The organism is Shewanella psychropiezotolerans, assembly GCF_007197555.1.
GTDB lineage: Bacteria > Pseudomonadota > Gammaproteobacteria > Enterobacterales > Shewanellaceae > Shewanella > Shewanella psychropiezotolerans.
Genome location: NZ_CP041614.1, coordinates 4203253 through 4221137, shown reverse-complemented (window position 1 = coordinate 4221137; position 17885 = coordinate 4203253). Strand labels below are relative to the sequence as shown.

Genomic DNA, 17885 nt, shown 5'->3' with positions numbered 1-17885 from the left:
GTTTATCTGTCTCCTCGACGGGCCGTTAACCATTGCACGGGTCGATTAAATAAGGGGAGTTGAGATAGTGCCATTAAGATAGTGAGCAACAAGGCGGCAGTCAATGGCAGATAAAAAAGTTCCGATTGAGGTCGATAGCTGAGTTGATCTCGGCTAATGGGCTCGAGTTTATCAATTTCTTGATAGATCTGCTCCAGATCCTGAGAACTTCTGGCCCTGAAGTACAGGCCTCCTGTGGTTTTTGCCAGGGAGCTTAGTTGTGCTTCATCGAGATCCATCGACGGGTTGACCCTCTCTGTACCGAAGATAGAACGTCTCTCCATGACATCTGCGCCGACGCCGATTGCGTAGATCTTCACTCCACGCTTAGCGGCGATAGCGGCGGCTTGATCGGGAGAGATGGAACCTGAATTATTGGAGCCATCGGTGAGAAGCACTAAAATCCGATTACTCTTGTCGACCATGTCGAAACGTTTAACCCCTAAGGCTATCGCTTCGCCTATGGCGGTTTGTTTGCCGACTAGTCCTATTTGAGCTTCCTTTAGAAATTGCGCGACAGAGCGTCTATCCTGGGTCAGGGGGGCCTGCAGATAAGCATGATCGGCGAACAGAATAAGGCCTAATTTGTCTCCCTTACGACGTTCGATAAAGTCACTGACCACATCTTGTATCATGGTAAATCGATCCACAGTTTGTCCGTTGAGCACCATGTCTTCAATCTGCATACTGCCGGAAAGATCCACTGCCATCATAAGATCGCGGCCCTTACTTGGCAGCTCGATAGCATCACCCATCCACAAGGGGCGCGCAACGGCAATCACTAACAGCACCCAGACTAGCCAGTAGGCTTTACGGGAATGTGCTTGTTGCTGAATTTGCTCAGCCCCATTTTCACCTATGCCGGGCAGATGAAGATGACCGCTGATTTCGACTTCTTGTTGCTGTTTTCTGAAAATGAGTGGCAGTGGCAGAAGTAAGAGTAACCAGGCCCATGCGAGAGTCAGCATTGTGCCTCCTTGTTGTTGGTACCGATATTCTTAGCGTCTTCTTTCAATGGTAAGGCTTGCTTGAGCCAGTCGGTGGCTAACATCTTGAGCTCTTCGGCCTCTTTTTGAGTCAGGCCTTCTCTCTGGTAGCGCCTGTCGAGCAGGGCTTTCAAACGCGGATTAACAGTGTTAACTTGCTGCGTCATCCACTGGTGCCAACTGTCGCCTTGAAGACCAGCCACCTGTTCCCTTGAGAGGTAACTCATGGCTGCGCGTTTGATTAAGCTATTTATCTGAACTGGGATATCGGCGGCATGTTTATCGCTAGATGTGTCCAATGATGCGATGGCTGATAAGACTTCGCGTTTTGGCGCCCTGTGGCGCCTTGCTTGTTTGAGTTTGAACATGAGAGCTGTGACAGCTATCAATATCAGTGCTAGAACCAGCCAGTAACCTAAGGCCATTGGCATGTTACTGATGGCCTCGGGTGTATGAATGTCTTTCAATACGGTGAGGGCGGGATTGGCTGTGGGCTGCATTATCTTAACGCTCCAAGTTGATCGTTAAGGGTCATGCCCGCATCTAATGTGCGTGTGTGAACATTTAATTTTTGCATCATTTGAGTAAACTGGGCTTGGGTCTGAAGTTGTTTTTGCAGCCAGGTATCATAGCCGGCTCGATTGAGGGTTAGCTCCTTATTGCCATCTTTTACTGGCAGCTGGAACTGTTTGGGCAGTGTTAGCTTGCCTTGTCTCAGGGGGTCTGTGATTAAGAAGGCCCCCATATCGCAATGGCGTTTTAGATCTGACAGAGGCGCAAGACAAGACTCATTGAAATTGCTGCCATCGCTGATTATCCAGATCAATGAACCAGGCTTAGCTATGCGCCTGAGCCTTTGACATGCACGGAACATATGATCAGGCTCAGCCTGATGTGTAGCCAGCCGAGCCAGTTGTTGCTTATGCACTGATTCGATGGCTGAGATGAGTTGTAAGATGCCTTTCTGGCGGCTTCTGGGCTTGAGTTCAATATGCTCATCTTCTGTGGCAATCAATGCCCCTAATCTGTCGCTGTGTAGGATTGCACTCCAGCCAAGAGTGGTGGCCAGATGTGCAGCCTGTACCGATTGCAGCAATAAGCTGGAACCAAAATAGAGGCTGTGGCTGAGATCGAGTAAAATCAGTACTGGCCGCTCGCGCTCCTCAACGAAGAGCTTAGTATGAGCCTTACCCGTACGAGCCGTAACGCGCCAATCTATGGTTCTGACATCATCACCGGGTTGGTATTGCCGTACTTCGGCAAACTCCATGCCCCGGCCCTTAATCAGACTGGCCCTGTGTCCCGAGAGACTCGCACGGGCTTTAGAGCGTTTCTCGGGAAGCGCTCTGGCGATATTTTGGCATGCTAGCAGCTCTTTTTGATTCAGGTTTACCCCGTCGGCAAAAAGAGGGAGGACAATTTCAGACACTTAAGGCACCGCGACTTGAGACAAAATATAATCGATCACTTGGTCGCTACTCACGCCTTCGGCTTGTGCCTGATAACTCAGGAGTAACCTGTGTCTCAATACATTGGGTGCCACGGCTTGAATATCTTCCGGTGAAACAAAATCGCGCTCCAGTAACCAAGCTCGTGCTCGGGCACAGCGCTCCAATGCGAGTGTGGCTCGTGGGCTGACACCATACTCAAGCCAACTGGCCAGTTCATCGCTGTAGCGTTGCGGCTGTCTGGTCGCCATCACTATGTCGACGATGTATTTCTCTAACGGCTCGGCGAGATAGAGTTCCAGTGACTCTTCGCGGGCTTCGAAAATATCTTTCTGAATGATAGGTTCTACAGTGGGAGCCGCTTGCTTCAAGGCTTCTTTACGTGACATACGCATGATCTCGAACTCAGTTTCCGCACTGGGATAATCCAGCTTGAGATGCATCAAGAAGCGATCTAGTTGTGCTTCGGGTAGCGGATAAGTCCCTTCGTTCTCTAGGGGGTTTTGCGTCGCCATGACCAGAAACAGTTCAGGTAATTTATAGCTATTCTTACCTACGGTAACTTGACCTTCCCCCATTGCTTCGAGCAGAGCCGACTGAACCTTGGCTGGGGCTCGGTTGATCTCATCGGCTAAGATAAGATTGTGAAAAATAGGGCCAGCTTCAAATTCAAATGTCGCCGTTTGAGCACGATAGATGTCAGTTCCGGTTAAATCGGCTGGTAGTAAATCCGGGGTAAACTGAATTCGATGAAAATCCCCTTCGACGCCGTCACATAGGGCCTTTACCGCCCGGGTTTTCGCCAGACCAGGAGGTCCCTCGACGAGTAAATGTCCATCTGCGATCAAGGCTATTAATAAGTTTTCGGTTAGGACAGGTTGTCCCAAAATGACCTGATTAAGGTATTCGCGTAACGCGTGAAATCGACTCAAAGGCATGATGTTACTCGGCTTGTTTTTATTCGTTAAGTTATAGACCAACGACATGGTAAAAAATTCACATAGGGTTTGGCTAGTGCCAATTTACCTTTTGTGTATATAAAGTCATATTAATTGTACGACTTAGTTATATGCTGCATTGTCGCTTTAACTACATTTAGATATTTGTAATATGCATATATAGGACAAGATAAATCAAAATAAACTTCATTAAACATTGTTAATAAAGGTTTTTTTAATATTTTTCAGCCTAAAAACCAAACAGGTGTTTAAAACTTTCCTGTAAGAAGTTAGAATCAGATCACACTTTAATGGTCTGACCTGTTATATGCAGTACAGTCGGACAGATTAAAACGCGGCAAGGAAATAATAGCGTCAAGAGCTAAATATCGGCTAGGCGTATAAGAAGAGGGCGGCAAATGAGTCACAGACAACAGGTAACGAACGCCAAGGGCGATCGTATTGCAATAGTAATGGGTTTAAGAACCCCATTTGCTAAACAAGCTACGGCGTTTCACGGTGTTTCGGCACTGGACATGGGCAAGATGGTCGTCAACGAGATGTTGTCTCGTTCGGAGCTTGATCCTAAGGAAATAGAGCAGCTCGTATATGGACAGGTTGTTCAGATGCCTGCGGCGCCTAATATTGCCCGAGAAATTGTGTTGGGTACAGGTATGAATGTGAGTACCGATGCCTATAGTGTTAGCCGTGCATGTGCTACCAGTTTTCAGTCTACGGTCAATGTTGCCGAGTCAATTATGACGGGTAATATCGATATCGGTATCGCCGGTGGTGCCGATTCATCTTCGGTTCTGCCGATTGGTGTATCGAAGAAACTGGCTCATGCGTTAGTCGATCTGAACAAGGCCCGCTCTTTCAGCCAGAAGCTGGCTATCTTCAGACGTTTAGGAATAAAAGATTTGTTCCCTGTTCCACCAGCTGTTGCCGAATTTTCTACTGGCATCTCCATGGGCCAAACCGCAGAACAGATGGCTAAGACGTATAACATTAGCCGCGCCGATCAAGATGCTTTAGCACACCGCTCTCATACGCTTGCCACTGAGACATGGAATGCGGGTCATCTTAGAGATGAGGTCATGGCGGCTCATGTTCCTCCTTATAAGCGTTTTATCGACCGTGATAATAATATTCGTGAAAACTCTAGCCTGGAATCCTATGCCAAGCTAAGACCTGCATTCGATCGTAAGCATGGTACCGTTACCGCGGCCACCAGTACGCCATTAACCGATGGTGCTTCGGCGGTGTTAATGATGAGTGAGAGCCGTGCTAAAGCACTTGGCTATGATCCCATCGGCTATATCAAGAGTTATGCTTTTAGCGCCATCGATGTGTGGGAAGACATGTTGATGGGCCCATCTTATGCGACGCCTCTGGCATTGCAACGTGCGGGTATGGAACTCGAAGATCTGACGCTTATCGAGATGCATGAGGCCTTTGCGGCTCAAACACTTGCCAATATGCAGATGTTTGCCTCGAAAAAGTTCGCCGCAGAGAAACTCGGCAGAAACCGAGCCATAGGTGAGATAGATATGAGCAAATTTAATGTGTTAGGTGGCTCACTCGCTTATGGTCATCCTTTTGCCGCAACGGGCACTCGATTAATCACCCAAGTCTGTCGTGAGCTAAAACGTCGAGGCGGTGGTACAGGACTCACCACGGCCTGTGCGGCAGGTGGTTTAGGTGCAGCAATGATAGTAGAAGTGGAGTAATTCTTATGGAAAAGACATTTAATTTAGTTCGCCGTGAAGATGGCATCGCCGTACTGACGATAGATGTACCTGGCGAAACCATGAATACCTTGCGCACCGAATTTGGCCCTGAGATCACTGAAATATTGGCGGAAATTAAAGCCGATAAAAGTATCAAGGGCCTAGTGTTAGCTTCTGGAAAGAAAGATTGTTTCGTTGCCGGTGCTGATATCTCCATGTTGGATGCTTGTACTTCTGTAGAAGACGCTAAGGCGCTGTCACAGCAAGGACATATCGTATTTAACGAACTAGAAGCCATGTCTATCCCCGTGGTTGCGGCGATAGATGGTGTGTGTCTGGGCGGCGGTCTGGAGCTGGCATTGGCGTGTCATCAAAGAGTATGTAGCCAAAATGGCAAGACCATGATGGGCGTACCTGAGGTGCAGCTAGGCCTGTTACCCGGTGGTGGTGGAACCCAGAGATTACCTAGACTCGTTGGTATTACTACGGCATTAGATATGATGCTAACGGGTAAGCAGATCCGCCCTAAGCAAGCGTTGAAGATGGGCTTGGTCGACGATGTTGTCCCCGAGTCGATACTGTTAGCTACCGCGGTTGAAATGGCGCTTAAAGGTAAACGTGCGCCTAAGAAGGTGAACAAGTCTCTGGTCAACAAGTTGCTCGAAGGCACTCCAGTTGGCCGAAATATCATCTTCGATCAAGCCGGTAAGCAAGTTCAGAAGAAGACTCAAGGTAATTACCCAGCGCCTGCAAAGATTATCGATTGCGTGCGCCAAGGCATGGCTAAGGGAAAAGCCAAAGGACTCGAAGTGGAAGCCAGCCATTTCGCCGATCTGGTCATGTCGACAGAGTCGGCCGCATTAAGAAGCATCTTCTTTGCCACGACCGAGATGAAGAAAGAGACTGGCGCCGGCGATGTTGTGCCTCGAAAAGTCAACAAGGCAATGGTACTCGGTGGCGGCCTCATGGGCGGCGGTATTGCATCTGTGACGACCACCAAAGCTAAGATCCCGGCGCGAGTCAAAGATATCAGTGAGCAAGGACTTAGCAACGCACTCTCTTATGCCTATAAGCTTCTCGATAAAGGCGTAAAGCGTCGCCATATGACGCCATCGGCTAGAGATAATATCATGTCGCTGATGACCACAACCACTGAGTACAAAGGCATTAAAGATGCTGATATCGTGGTTGAAGCCGTATTTGAAGACTTGAAGCTTAAGCATCAGATGGTAAAAGATGTCGAACGTGAGTGTGGCGAGAACACCATTTTCGCTTCAAATACCTCTTCACTGCCAATCTCACAGATTGCCGAGGCGGCTGCTCGTCCCGAAAATGTCATCGGTTTGCATTATTTTTCTCCGGTTGAGAAAATGCCGCTGGTTGAAGTTATCGCCCATAAGAAAACCTCGCCCGAGACCATAGCAACCGTGGTTGCCTTTGCCCGTAAGCAAGGTAAAACGCCAATAGTGGTACAAGACGGTGCCGGTTTCTACGTGAATCGAATTTTAGCCTTGTACATGAACGAAGCTGCACAATTGCTGCTTGAAGGTCAAAGTGTTGAACATCTAGATAAGGCACTGGTTAAGTTTGGTTTCCCTGTCGGCCCTATGACATTACTCGATGAAGTTGGTATTGATGTAGGCGCGAAGATCTCTCCTATATTGGAAGCTGAATTAGGTGAACGATTCAAGGCGCCTGCAGCGTTCGATAAGCTACTGAGTGATGACAGAAAGGGTCGTAAGAACGGTAAAGGCTTCTATCTGTACGGTGGTAAGGCCAAGAAGAAAGGTAAGCAAGTCGATGAGAGTGTTTACCAAGTCCTAGGCTTGAAACCTGGCGTGAATGCTGAAGTTTCTGAAGTCGCGCAGCGATGCGTAGTTCAGATGCTCAATGAGGCTGTACGTTGTTTGGAAGAGGGGATTATCGCATCACCTCGTGACGGTGATATTGGTGCTATCTTTGGTATTGGCTTCCCGCCATTCCTGGGTGGACCATTCCACTATATCGATACACTAGGAGCTGGCGTCTTAGTTGCTAAGTTAGAGAAATACCAAGCTAAGCACGGCAACAGATTTGCACCTTGTGATAAGTTAAGGGAGATGGCTGAGACCAATCAGCGCTTCTTCGACTGACCTAAGTTCGATCGAGTTAGGTTCGAGGTGTAGCTAGCTAAGGGTAACTTTAACCTAAATCGAACTAGATTATTTAACAATGCGGCAACATAACGCCGCATTTTTTTGTTTCTAAGGAAAATCCCCGCCTAATTTATGTTCACTTTCTATGATGTTTTTTGTACAATCCCGCGGCTTATAGGGTCAGAATAGATTGAGGTGGTAGATTAGTGCTGGTATTTACAAATGTACAAAGTGTTGTAACCCTTATTTGTGTGCTTTTTCTATCGGGTATCGTCATGGGGAACTTAGCCTTTCGAGCTGGGTTGGGCGTCAAGCGCTGGATCTTGCTGGGACTGCTGATTGGTCCTGTAGCCTATCCGTTATTTAATACCCATAAACATTATGCTTGGCGACGTTCAGTCGGTAAGTCTTCAGGATCATTAAGGTTCTAGTTTTCTGTTTCTGTTCTGCTGCGTCAGTTTCGATGAGCAAGCTGTAGTTATTAAGTATAAATCCCTAAATAACGAAGTTAAAAAAGGAGCCCTAGGCTCCTTTTCTGTACTTGCTTCACGAGTTATCTAACATATCAGCTCACGGATAATATAAGTCTACTTCCACCACACTTTGGCAGGGATAACTTCTAAATGGTTCAGTCCTTCTGGAAGCTGTACTTTGATACGGGCTGGCTTGTGAGTTAGGCCTAGTGCTTTCTTAATTGAATCAAACATAATAATTCTCCTTAGACCTTAAGCAATTTCTTGGTTGATGAACTTAACGTGTGGAGCACCGGCGAGTTCAACAGGCTTGAATTTCACGTGTGGAGCACCAGCGAGTTCGATAGGCTTGAATTTCACGTGTGGAGCACCAGCGAGTTCGATAGGCTTGAATTTCACGTGTGGAGCACCAGCGAGTTCGATAGGCTTGAATTTCACGTGTGGAGCACCAGCGAGTTCGATAGGCTTGAATTTCACGTGTGGAGCACCAGCGAGTTCGATAGGCTTGAATTTCACGTGTGGAGCACCAGCGAGTTCGATAGGCTTGAACTTAACGTGTGGAGCACCAGCGAGTTCGATAGGCTTGAATTTCACGTGTGGAGCACCAGCTAGCTCGATAGGCTTGAATTTCACGTGTGGAGCACCAGCGAGTTCGATAGGCTTGAATTTTACGTGTGGAGCACCAGCTAGCTCGATAGGCTTGAATTTCACGTGTGGAGCACCAGCGAGTTCGATAGGCTTGAATTTTACGTGTGGAGCACCAGCTAGCTCGATAGGCTTGAATTTCACGTGTGGAGCACCGGCTAGCTCGATAGGCTTGAACTTCACGTGTGGAGCACCTGTAAGAAGGAGTTGATTAGAGCCGATTGCAGGAGTTTCAAATGCCATTGTAGAAGTTGATAACACAAGGGCGATAGTCGTTGCTAATACTTTAATCATAGTCTTCTTCTCTCAAGTTTTTGTACATCAGTTAGTGAGGTACATGGTCAGTAGGTAGGCCAATTATTATTTTTTGGCACTTGAGAGAATAGTTGCAGTTGTTATGCCATCTTTATCATTTCCTTAAAAGCAATCGATTGTTTTGTTGGGTTTATATGGCTTTTTTGCCATTTTGTACTAAGTCTGGTTCGATGAACTCCTTGTGGAGTAGTTTGGTAAATTCTGCTTCTGATACAGGCTTGCTGAATATAAATCCTTGAATTTCCTCACAGTTAAGCGCTTTTAAAATACTAAGCTGTGAGGCGTCTTCTACACCTTCTCCTACAACTGAGAGCCCCATGTTGTGGGCAATAGTAATAATCGAGTCAACCATCTTAAGATCACGATCGGACTTATCGATATCGTCCACAAAGGCTTTATCTATCTTCAGCGTATGAATAGGGAAACGTTTAAGGTAGGAAAGTGAAGAGTAACCCGTACCAAAATCGTCTAATGCTAGGGTTACTCCCATCTTAGATAGCTGTTGCATCACCTTTATTGCTTTCTCTGGCTCTTTAATGACAGTCCCTTCGGTGATTTCAAGCTCTAAATTCGCTGCCGGAAGCTGAGTTAGACGTAAAATTGACTCGATACGCTGCTGCAGATCGGGTAGAGCGAACTGATATGAAGATAAATTGACTGCCACACGTCCATTGAAGATTCCTTGACTCCGCCATTTTTGTGCCGCGAAGCAGGCTTTTTTCATGACTATGTCGCCAATTTCTACGATCAGGCCATTCTCTTCGGCTAATGGAATAAATTCACTAGGTGGGATCAGTCCTTGCTCTGGGTGATTGAGCCTGACTAGCGCTTCCATACCTGCCATTTTTCCACTTTTAAGATCAATCTTAGGTTGATAGTAAACTTCAAACAGGTCTTCCTTGATACCTTGTCTGATTAGGTTTTCCACTTCCAGTTGTCTAATTGCGTTACGGTTCAGTGATTCTGAGTAGAACTGATAGCGATTGCCACCCGCTGATTTGGCGTGGTACATGGCAATATCAGCTTTACGTAGTAGGGCTTGTTCATTTTGGTCATCTTCAGGGTAGAGGACTATACCAATACTCATGCCAACTACGACCTTGTCTGAGGTCAATTCGAACGGTGTGACGAAGGCTTCGATAACACTATTAGCAATAACCGCACTTGAGCCTATATCTGGATTATCGTCGACGAGGATGGCGAATTCATCACCTCCGAGGCGATAGATACTGGTGTGGTAGGGGACTGCAGTTTCGATGCGTCTAGCGACTTTTATCAATAATTCATCACCAACCTGATGTCCTAGAGAGTCGTTAATTTTTTTGAAGTTATCAAGATCGAGCACCATGAGTGTGTGATGAGAGTCGCGTTTAACCAGGTTACCTAAGGTGACCATCAAACTTGAGCGGTTGGGAAGATTAGTCAGTAGATCGTTGTTGGTTAGCTTTCTAAGCTCTTCCTCTTGCTGTTTACGACGAGAAATATCTGAGAACACGCCTACGTAATGAGATAGTTGCCCCAGTTCATCATAGATAGCATCGACAGTGAGTTCCATCAAGAAACTAGAACCATCCCCCTTAGCGGAATCGACATCGTTACTCCATCGACCTTGTTGATGCAATATAGTACGGATCTGTTCAGAATAGCTATCGGGGTAAAGGTCGAAGTTAAATTGCTCGCCAATAAACTTATCTCTGGGTTTTAAACACAGCTCACAACAGGCTTCATTTACTTCTACAAATCTAAATTCACTGTCTAGAATAAACATGCCTTCTGAAATGTTGGCGATAGCTCGTTCAAAGAGCCTCAACTGTTCTTCGGCATGTTTAAAGTTGTTGATGTTCTTGATGGTACCCGTCATTCGAAGCGGATTATCTTTCTCATCACGTTCGACAATTTTAGCCCGATCTAAAATCCAAACCCAGTCATCGGATTTTCCTTTTACACGATAGGCTGCTTCGAAGTGATCTGACTTGCCATAGAAATGATCATTAAGCGCCGTACTGACACGCTCCTGATCCATGGGGTGAATATTACTCTCTTCGCCTGTTTCACCTGATCTCTGCCCATCCCGAGGAAATTCGAGTGATCCCCAGATATTGGAGCGGTATATCTGTCCGGTTTCAATATCCCAATCCCACATCTCATCACCGCTCCCCCATAAAGAGAGCTTTAATCGTTCTTCAGATTTAGCTATTTGATTTTGAACTTCACGACGCCTGAGTATGGCTTTGACTATTATTGCTGAGGTAATCAATGAAAGCATAAAGTAGACAAATTTAGCTTGTTTTGATAGCCACCAGGGAGGCGTAATGATGACTTTAAGCCTTTTAATGTCGCCTTTTTTACTTAAAAATCGGTCAACAGCATAAATGTTAAAAGTATATTCACCTGGAGAAAGGTTAGTGTATGTTGCTGAATTTACCCCCTTTGACTCAATCCAAGAATCTGATAATCCTTCCATCTGGTATAAAAAATCTATTTCACCAAGATGGTTGCTTGGTGACCAAAATTTAAAAGTGAAAGGGTAATCTGAATACTTCAAGGAAACTTGTTCAGAAATTGAAATTGGTTTTGATAATATACCATCACCTGGAGTTTTTACTATATTGAACACTAGGAGGTCTTCTATTTTTACTTTCGGGGTCGATGTTTCTGATATATATGAATCAATATCTTTTGGTATCAAAATACTGACACCATTTATTCCTCCAAAAATAAATTTATTCTTCCAATATAATGATGATTGAGTATTGTACTCATCTTGACTTCCAATAGTATCATCAAGGATATAAAGGCTTTCTTTATTAATATAAATTACTTCGCCCATAGATGTCGCGATTAACTTATCATTTTCAGACGAGATAGAGAATACTGCAAGATTATTACTGTATATCACTTCGTGATGATTGTTTTCCTTGTTATATACCATTAGGGATTTGGTGGTACCAAAAAAAACTTTGTTAGATGTATTTTTAACGCTGAACACTATGTCATCAGTATAAACTGGTTTTGAATTATCTTTGTTAATCTCAAAAAGTCCACCTTGGCTTGAGACGAAAACTGAATCGTTATATGAAGATATATCAAATATAGGATTCCCTATGTCTACAGGCAATCTATTAATAATAGTGTTGGTTAATGGTTGAACAACTAGTAGTAACCCGTCGGTTGTTCCTGCAAGTATCGTGTTGTTAAATTCATTGAACTTTAAAGCTGAAACAGGATGGTTTGTTAAAATCTCTCTTTCATTGCTCAGTAAATCTATTGAAAATAATCCACTTGTACTGCCTACATAAAGTTTTCTTCTGTAAGTTATGGCAGTTTTTGCGCCAGTTATACTACTATCGTACTTTTTTATATTGTTCGAGCTGTCATAAACAGAAACAATATTTGAATCAGTTGCTATAGTCAGTTTTATATTTTTTTCTTTATTTATTGACCATATGTTATTTGTATTCTCTGAGCTTTTTTTTATTATATTTAACTTTTCTCTTATTTGTATGAAACCCATATTTTGAGTTGATACAAACAAACTATTTGTTTCGGGGAAAACTAGTGGTTTGTCAAGAGTGTAATCTAAATTTGTAATTATTCCTGAGAGTGACGGAGTGAAGTTATAATCGATAGAGTAAAGTTTGTTCCCGATCATTCCGTGAAGAGTCTTTTTTAGAATGAAAATCGTATCAAATTGCATTGGGTTAACTTGGATTATTTTATTTCCTTGGACTGTGGATAATCCGAATTCGCCATTCACGATGATTGTTTTATTGTACTTTAAAATGTTTTTGGAGTTTTTCACTATTATTTTGTTTTCGATTTCATCTATAATATCTCCATTGTAGTTTCTAACCAAATATGCGTTATTGTTTTTTATTATTGTTTTTATCCCATCGAATAAGTCGCTTTCAATAATCGAGTTTATAGAGAAATTATCTTTGTTTATATTTATAATTTTCTTATTTGTACCTACAACTATATTATTTCCAATAATCATTAATGACCATATTGGAAGTTTTTTTGATATTAACTCTTTTGATATAGGTACAAATTTGTCAATAGTTCTATCTAACATCACTAAACCTTTGTCCGTCCCCACCAAAAGGTTACCTTTATTATCAATAAGTAAGCTTCTAATAAATGAGCTGGGAAGACCAGAATAGCTATCATCTGCAAAATAATGTTTGAAATCTTTGCCATCAAAACGGTTTAGACCGTTAAGTGTCCCTATCCAGACATATCCATCTTTATCTTCTACTAGTGATGTCACAGTACTTTGTGATAAACCTTCAGGAACACTGTAAGTGTCTGCATTTAGGAGTATTGAAGCTTGCTTCAGTTCTAGAGGGATTTCATTGCTTGATTCAGATGGTTGATCAATAGCTTGCGCCTGGCCGAAAAGACAGAGGGCCAGTAGGAGGATGGTGATTGTTTTCATAATCGCGTTTGGCATCATTTTTAGTTTGATTATTAGCCAGTAATGCTTAGGCAACAGGGATTTAACCTCACTTTTTCAGAAAGTGAAGACTTTGTCAAAATTTGAAGGAAAATTGTTTAGTGATAATCATTATTGATTAATGCTTGGCTGTTGTTTTATGCCTAATAACCTTCTTAGTTTAACCATAACATCTAGAGTTTCCTTCAAGTTTAGGTGATTTGACTAAAATAGGAGTGTTTTTATGACTTCTCTAATTTGTTGAATAATCCAGCATCGTTTGTGGGAGAGGCGGGAATCTCTTAGGGCTCTGAATGTGAAAGATCAATTTCTATCACAAGTCAAAGCTGAGTCGAATTACTATTATGCTATAAGTTTAGCTTAAATTTGAGCTCATAATGCTCAACCGGCTAAATTTAAGTGACTAATTTTAAGAGATTAGTAGCTGAATTTATTTGCTTGAAACTTAAAACTACGCAGATCTGTGATCATGTTGTCCGAGCTTATGCGCTCCTCATGTCTGTGATTGTCGCCTGTGGTGAACAGCACTAACCGATCACAGAGTTTGTTACGCATTTTTTGCATCATAAACTTGATCACATCGGCGCGAGTCAGCTTTTCAATCTCCTTCACGACTAGCTCTCGTTGATTAAAGTCATAATCCTTATTGCCAATGCTAGACCAATAGCGCTGGCCTCGGGTCTTAAGGTTAGCATCGTGTTCCATCACTTGGTTGACAAGTCCTTGTTTAGTTAGCTCCCACTGCTGATTAGTGATCTGCATAACCGCGTAGTTAAAGTCGGCAATAAACTCGTCAATAGCTTCTAGGAGCTGCAAAGGGCTAGATGTTGGTGACTGGATATAAAATATGATACCTGGATAGCGATTAAGTGGTAAGTAGCCAGTACCTACCATATAGCCCAGCTGTCTCTTGGTTCTGAGTTCGTGAAAGAAAGTCGAAGACATGGTGTGGTTCAATAAACTGAACAGGGCCATGGTTTCAGGATTCGATTGAGAAGCTTGATAGTAGATGATGATGCTGCTGTCTTGGTGAGACGCGGTAATTTCACGTAGAACCGTTCCCTTACCCGAAAGGTTAACCAACTCACGGTCTGATTCCCCACTGGGTGATGAGACTAGGGAGAGGATATGATCTAATCGCTTGCCTAGTGCCTTAACTTCTTCGACCAACCAATCGCCGTAGACTAATCCTTCGAGGTGGATTTTTTCATAGAATTTTCTGACGTGTTCATGTAGATCTTCTAAAGTTATCTCTTCTAACTCTTCAGCCATGCGTGATGGCTCATAACTGCGCTTTTGAAGTGTCACCGTTAAACTGGTGAAGATCTGTGAGATTGGCTTAGCTCTGGTTTGGTTATACCAATTTCTCAAAATCTGACGTTTGATTGAATTAAATCGATTCTGAGTAAAATTGCGTTCTCTGGCTTTATTGATCAATAGCGATAACAGGGCTTCTTGTTTACCGGTAAAACCTGTCAGGTGTAAGGTGATACCGCCTTGGTGAGGATAGATGTTGTAACTTAAGCCTGCCACTTCGGCTTGATAGGTATATTCAACCAGATAGTCGAGCAACATCTCAACATAGAGCCTGGTTAGTGCGGCATTTCTGGGAGACGATGCGGCATGTTCAGAATCAAGAGATAGATACATATGGCCCTTAGGGACATTAAACTCATCATCCTTGCGGTGCCAGATCCGATAACCTTCCTCTTGAGAAACGATAATAGGGGTCTTATTCTGACTCTTTTCGGGGCGAGGAATTGAGTCAGATATGATAAATGGATTCGCGGTCGGTAGCTTGAGTTCGGGTCTGATCTGAATATGACTCCAGGACTTGAGCCTCTCATCTGCAATGGGCTTTATCTGATACGGCGTGTGGTACCAGGCAGCTTGCTGCTCCGTATCTAACTCGGGTGCTATGATCTGGATGCGCATATTCGATGGTGTCATCTGTTGCAGTAAGTCTAACGTTTCGCTAACGTTAAGACTGTCCATCTTATAGTCACCATAAACCAAATCTTCCACATCATAATGGTGCATATTGATGCTGAGGTGGCTGGCCAGATCTAATGTTCGAATCTGCTCTTGATACCTAAATGCCAAATTGAGCAGATTCGCCCGCTCTTGATAGCGCCAGTCTTCTAGACCTTGGGTTTTAATGAGCTCGATATATTCAAAAGCGCAGCGAATGACCGTATCCAGGTGAGCGAGTCCTTTCTCCGTAAGCTGAATACTGATGTTGTAATCTTTAAAGTTATAGCCATTGACTCCACCACCGGCAGATAGATTGATAGCAAAACCTTGTTCTTTCAGGTAAGACAGTAGGCTGCCATTACCTTCATAACCCAGTAAATGGCTGATAAAGGTCAGTGGCTTGTGTTTATAGAAAGGATCTATCGCTGGCAAGTTGAACGTGATCGCCACTCGCTTCTGTTCCTTGAGCGGGATGATATGCAGTTGGGTTGTAAGTTGTTCTTTCTGATAAATAGGTACCGCAGGATAGTGCTTCTCGAGTTGGTGATTATTTACTTTGCTGAAATATTGCTCTGCCAGTAATTTAAGTTCATCTAGCGGTCTGGGACCAACCAGGCACAGAGTCATTATATTCGCACTGTAATGGCTGCGATAAAACTCGACGAGCTCCTCTCTCAGAATTGATTCTTCGCCGCAGAGTGTTTTCAAATTTCCCACTGAAAACTTTGAGAAAGGATGCTCAGGGTTGACCGTCTCTTTCTGTACTTGATAGGTTCGACGAATGTCATCCTTAAGCTTTAAACTAAATTCAGACTCTATGGCATGTCGCTCACGATCGACGAGCTCTTCATTAAATAAGGGCGCGATAAAAAATTGGCTGAATCTATCTAACGATTCCTCAAAAACATCGGCATTAATACTGAAGAAAAAATTGGTGTGTTCAGTGCCTGTCCATGCGTTATTGTTACCGCCATGCTGATTAATAAATGCGTGATACTCGCCTGAGTCAGGGAATTTTTCTGTGCCCAAGAAAAGCATATGCTCGAGAAAATGTGCCATGCCGGCCCGCTCAACGGGATCATCGAAGTGACCCACATTGACTACCATAGAGGCTGCGGCTTGGCTCGCTTCCATATCTTCAACCAAGAGCACGGAGAGACCATTGTCGAGTACTAAATGTTGATATCGACGGAGATCATTGGGACTTTTGATTATTTGCAAGGATTCTGACAAGTAGAAGGCTCCGTCTGATATACCAATAGGCTCATATACACAAGTTAACTATGAGGTATCATTAAAAAAATACTAGCTATTTATCGGAAATAAAAAGCGAGTAATACATATTGGTCCCCTTAACCTGCTTTAGCAAGTCTCTATAGGGGCTAAATATTATCCATTTTTAGTCTCGAATTTGAAAGATAGAGAGATCCTAAGTCTATTCGACTAATTAATAACTTAAATAGGGTTTGTGCCGATGACTTTTGCGGCTACAATTGGCATATAACGAGAAAAATGAGTAGCGAGAGTGGTATGCAGCTATTTTTAATGCGTCATGGTGAAGCGAGTTATCAAGCTCACTCAGATAGAGAACGAACCCTAACCGATACGGGGCGATATCACACCTCTGTGATGAGTAACTGGTTGGCCAAAACTGTACTTGAGTTTGATCTGGTCCTTGTCAGCCCCTATTTGAGAGCACAGCAAAGTTGGCAAGAAGTCAGTAAACATTTCCCCGAACCCAGAAAGTGGTTAGTGCTCGATGAATTGGTTCCATCGGGAACCCCTAGCACTGCTGCGGAGCTCACCTTAGCGTATGCCGAGCAATATAAAGCCGACAAAGTGTTAGTGATTGCTCACATGCCTTTGTTGGGTTACATGGTGAGTGAACTGGTTGCCGGTATCGAGCCGCCTCTTTTTGCTACTTCAGGGGTAGCCTTGATAGATAAGCATAGCGAGTGTGCAACTCTGGTATGGCAACATGCGCCCCACACCATCAGTTAAATACTCTTTGTTACATGCTATTAATTAGCTATATTTAAAAACATTAGGTCTATCTTGTAAGAAAACAGTGGTTCGCTTGACTGTTTTCTTTGTTTGAATATCATACTGCTCGCACCTTTTACCTTCTATAGGGCTCATCGCCAATATCAATAAGCACGAGTAAGGCTGCATCACCTCCCCATTCTTTGGGCGCCTTATGGAAAGCCTTCACATGTGGATGCTGGGCTAGCCACATGGGTATATTCTGTTTGAGGATACCGGTGCCGTGGCCGTGCATGACACAGCAGCAATGAGACTGTTGCTTAATACAGGCTTGAATTAATGCCGCAAGCTCAAGTTTTGCTTCCGACTGACGCATACCATGCAGATCCAAGAGTAGGTCAGGTTGATAATCTCCCCGGCGAAGTCGTTTCAGCTCGAAGCTATCAATATCATTCCGTGACCAACGCATTGGGCCCTCACTGGGCAGGTGAGGTTGATAGGTATCAGAGAAATAGCTGTCGGCATGGAGCTGTTGGGTTTTCTCCTCGATCACTTTCTTATCTTTCTGCTCAGATCTGAAGTGACGCTTATCTTGCTTAAAAGGTTTGATCCCTTTAGTCATAGATGAAAATAGATCTTGCTCATCAGAGGTGTCTTTATTCTTCATGTGTCTATTTTGTAAACCTTAAAATCGTTTGAAGCCGCTGTAGATACTAATAAACCAGTACAAAAGCTAAATCATAGAGATGATCGGCGTTATTCA

General features: G+C 43.8%; 12 protein-coding genes. 4 read left to right on the top strand and 8 right to left on the bottom strand.

Translation table 11 applies throughout. The features are described 5' to 3' along the window. Nucleotides 1–2: 2 nt before the first annotated feature. Genes FM037_RS18620 through FM037_RS18605 form a run of 4 tightly spaced genes read right to left on the bottom strand, consistent with a single transcriptional unit; the run spans nt 3 to nt 3411 of the window. On the bottom strand, nt 3–1007 hold the full coding sequence (locus FM037_RS18620; RefSeq protein WP_144047211.1) for a vWA domain-containing protein: 1005 nt from the start codon (nt 1005–1007) through the stop codon (nt 3–5). After that, entirely contained in the window at nt 1001–1525 is a 525-nt protein-coding gene (locus FM037_RS18615; RefSeq protein ID WP_144047210.1) for a DUF4381 domain-containing protein, read from the bottom strand. The genes FM037_RS18620 and FM037_RS18615 overlap by 7 nt, the downstream gene beginning before the upstream one ends. Continuing rightward, the gene (locus tag FM037_RS18610) at nt 1525–2454 is read right to left on the bottom strand and encodes a DUF58 domain-containing protein (protein ID WP_144047209.1); all 930 of its coding nucleotides are present in this window, start codon (nt 2452–2454) and stop codon (nt 1525–1527) included. The genes FM037_RS18615 and FM037_RS18610 overlap by 1 nt, the downstream gene beginning before the upstream one ends. After that, a complete protein-coding gene (locus FM037_RS18605; protein WP_144049037.1) occupies nt 2455–3411 on the bottom strand; it encodes an AAA family ATPase in 957 nt (318 codons plus the stop codon). 419 nt (nt 3412–3830) lie between these two features. Here FM037_RS18605 and fadI point away from each other — a divergent pair, with 419 nt between their 5' ends. The 3 genes from fadI (at nt 3831) to FM037_RS18590 (ending at nt 7707) form a co-directional block, all read left to right on the top strand. Then, on the top strand, nt 3831–5141 hold the full coding sequence (gene fadI / locus FM037_RS18600) for an acetyl-CoA C-acyltransferase FadI (RefSeq protein ID WP_144047208.1): 1311 nt from the start codon (nt 3831–3833) through the stop codon (nt 5139–5141). A 5-nt stretch (nt 5142–5146) separates the two neighbouring features. After that, nucleotides 5147–7273: a fatty acid oxidation complex subunit alpha FadJ gene (fadJ, locus tag FM037_RS18595; protein WP_144047207.1), complete on the top strand. Its 2127-nt coding sequence runs from the start codon at nt 5147–5149 to the stop codon at nt 7271–7273. A gap of 209 nt (nt 7274–7482) precedes the next feature. After that, the gene (locus FM037_RS18590) at nt 7483–7707 is read left to right on the top strand and encodes a hypothetical protein (RefSeq protein ID WP_144047206.1); all 225 of its coding nucleotides are present in this window, start codon (nt 7483–7485) and stop codon (nt 7705–7707) included. Nucleotides 7708–8001: 294 nt separating this feature from the next. Here the strand turns inward: FM037_RS18590 and FM037_RS18580 are convergent, their stop codons facing one another. The 3 genes from FM037_RS18580 to FM037_RS18570 form a co-directional block, all read right to left on the bottom strand. Further along, the gene (locus tag FM037_RS18580) at nt 8002–8688 is read right to left on the bottom strand and encodes a hypothetical protein (RefSeq protein WP_144047205.1); all 687 of its coding nucleotides are present in this window, start codon (nt 8686–8688) and stop codon (nt 8002–8004) included. A gap of 151 nt (nt 8689–8839) precedes the next feature. Then, nucleotides 8840–13147 (bottom strand): EAL domain-containing protein, encoded by a 4308-nt coding sequence (locus FM037_RS18575; protein ID WP_407695604.1) that lies wholly within the window; start codon nt 13145–13147, stop codon nt 8840–8842. Between the two features lie 435 nt (nt 13148–13582). Next, nucleotides 13583–16372 carry an insulinase family protein gene (locus FM037_RS18570; RefSeq protein WP_144047204.1) on the bottom strand — a complete coding sequence of 930 codons (2790 nt, stop codon included), beginning with the start codon at nt 16370–16372 and terminating at the stop codon, nt 13583–13585. Between the two features lie 297 nt (nt 16373–16669). Between FM037_RS18570 and sixA the strand changes: the two genes are divergently transcribed. Continuing rightward, on the top strand, nt 16670–17140 hold the full coding sequence (sixA, locus tag FM037_RS18565) for a phosphohistidine phosphatase SixA (protein ID WP_144047203.1): 471 nt from the start codon (nt 16670–16672) through the stop codon (nt 17138–17140). Between the two features lie 118 nt (nt 17141–17258). Here sixA and smrB read toward each other — a convergent pair whose 3' ends face one another. After that, nucleotides 17259–17789 (bottom strand): endonuclease SmrB, encoded by a 531-nt coding sequence (gene smrB / locus FM037_RS18560; protein WP_144047202.1) that lies wholly within the window; start codon nt 17787–17789, stop codon nt 17259–17261. Nucleotides 17790–17885 lie beyond the last annotated feature (96 nt).

Bases quoted from the DNA above. Each gene is read 5' to 3' on its own strand.
- FM037_RS18575 (WP_407695604.1), bottom strand. From the start codon at position 13,147: ATGAAAACAATCACCATCCTCCTACTGGCCCTCTGTCTTTTCGGCCAG.
- FM037_RS18605 (WP_144049037.1), bottom strand. From the start codon at position 3,411: ATGCCTTTGAGTCGATTTCACGCGTTACGCGAATACCTTAATCAGGTC.
- sixA (WP_144047203.1), top strand. From the start codon at position 16,670: ATGCAGCTATTTTTAATGCGTCATGGTGAAGCGAGTTATCAAGCTCAC.
- FM037_RS18615 (WP_144047210.1), bottom strand. From the start codon at position 1,525: ATGCAGCCCACAGCCAATCCCGCCCTCACCGTATTGAAAGACATTCAT.
- FM037_RS18580 (WP_144047205.1), bottom strand. From the start codon at position 8,688: ATGATTAAAGTATTAGCAACGACTATCGCCCTTGTGTTATCAACTTCT.
- fadJ (WP_144047207.1), top strand. From the start codon at position 5,147: ATGGAAAAGACATTTAATTTAGTTCGCCGTGAAGATGGCATCGCCGTA.
- smrB (WP_144047202.1), bottom strand. From the start codon at position 17,789: ATGAAGAATAAAGACACCTCTGATGAGCAAGATCTATTTTCATCTATG.
- FM037_RS18620 (WP_144047211.1), bottom strand. From the start codon at position 1,007: ATGCTGACTCTCGCATGGGCCTGGTTACTCTTACTTCTGCCACTGCCA.
- fadI (WP_144047208.1), top strand. From the start codon at position 3,831: ATGAGTCACAGACAACAGGTAACGAACGCCAAGGGCGATCGTATTGCA.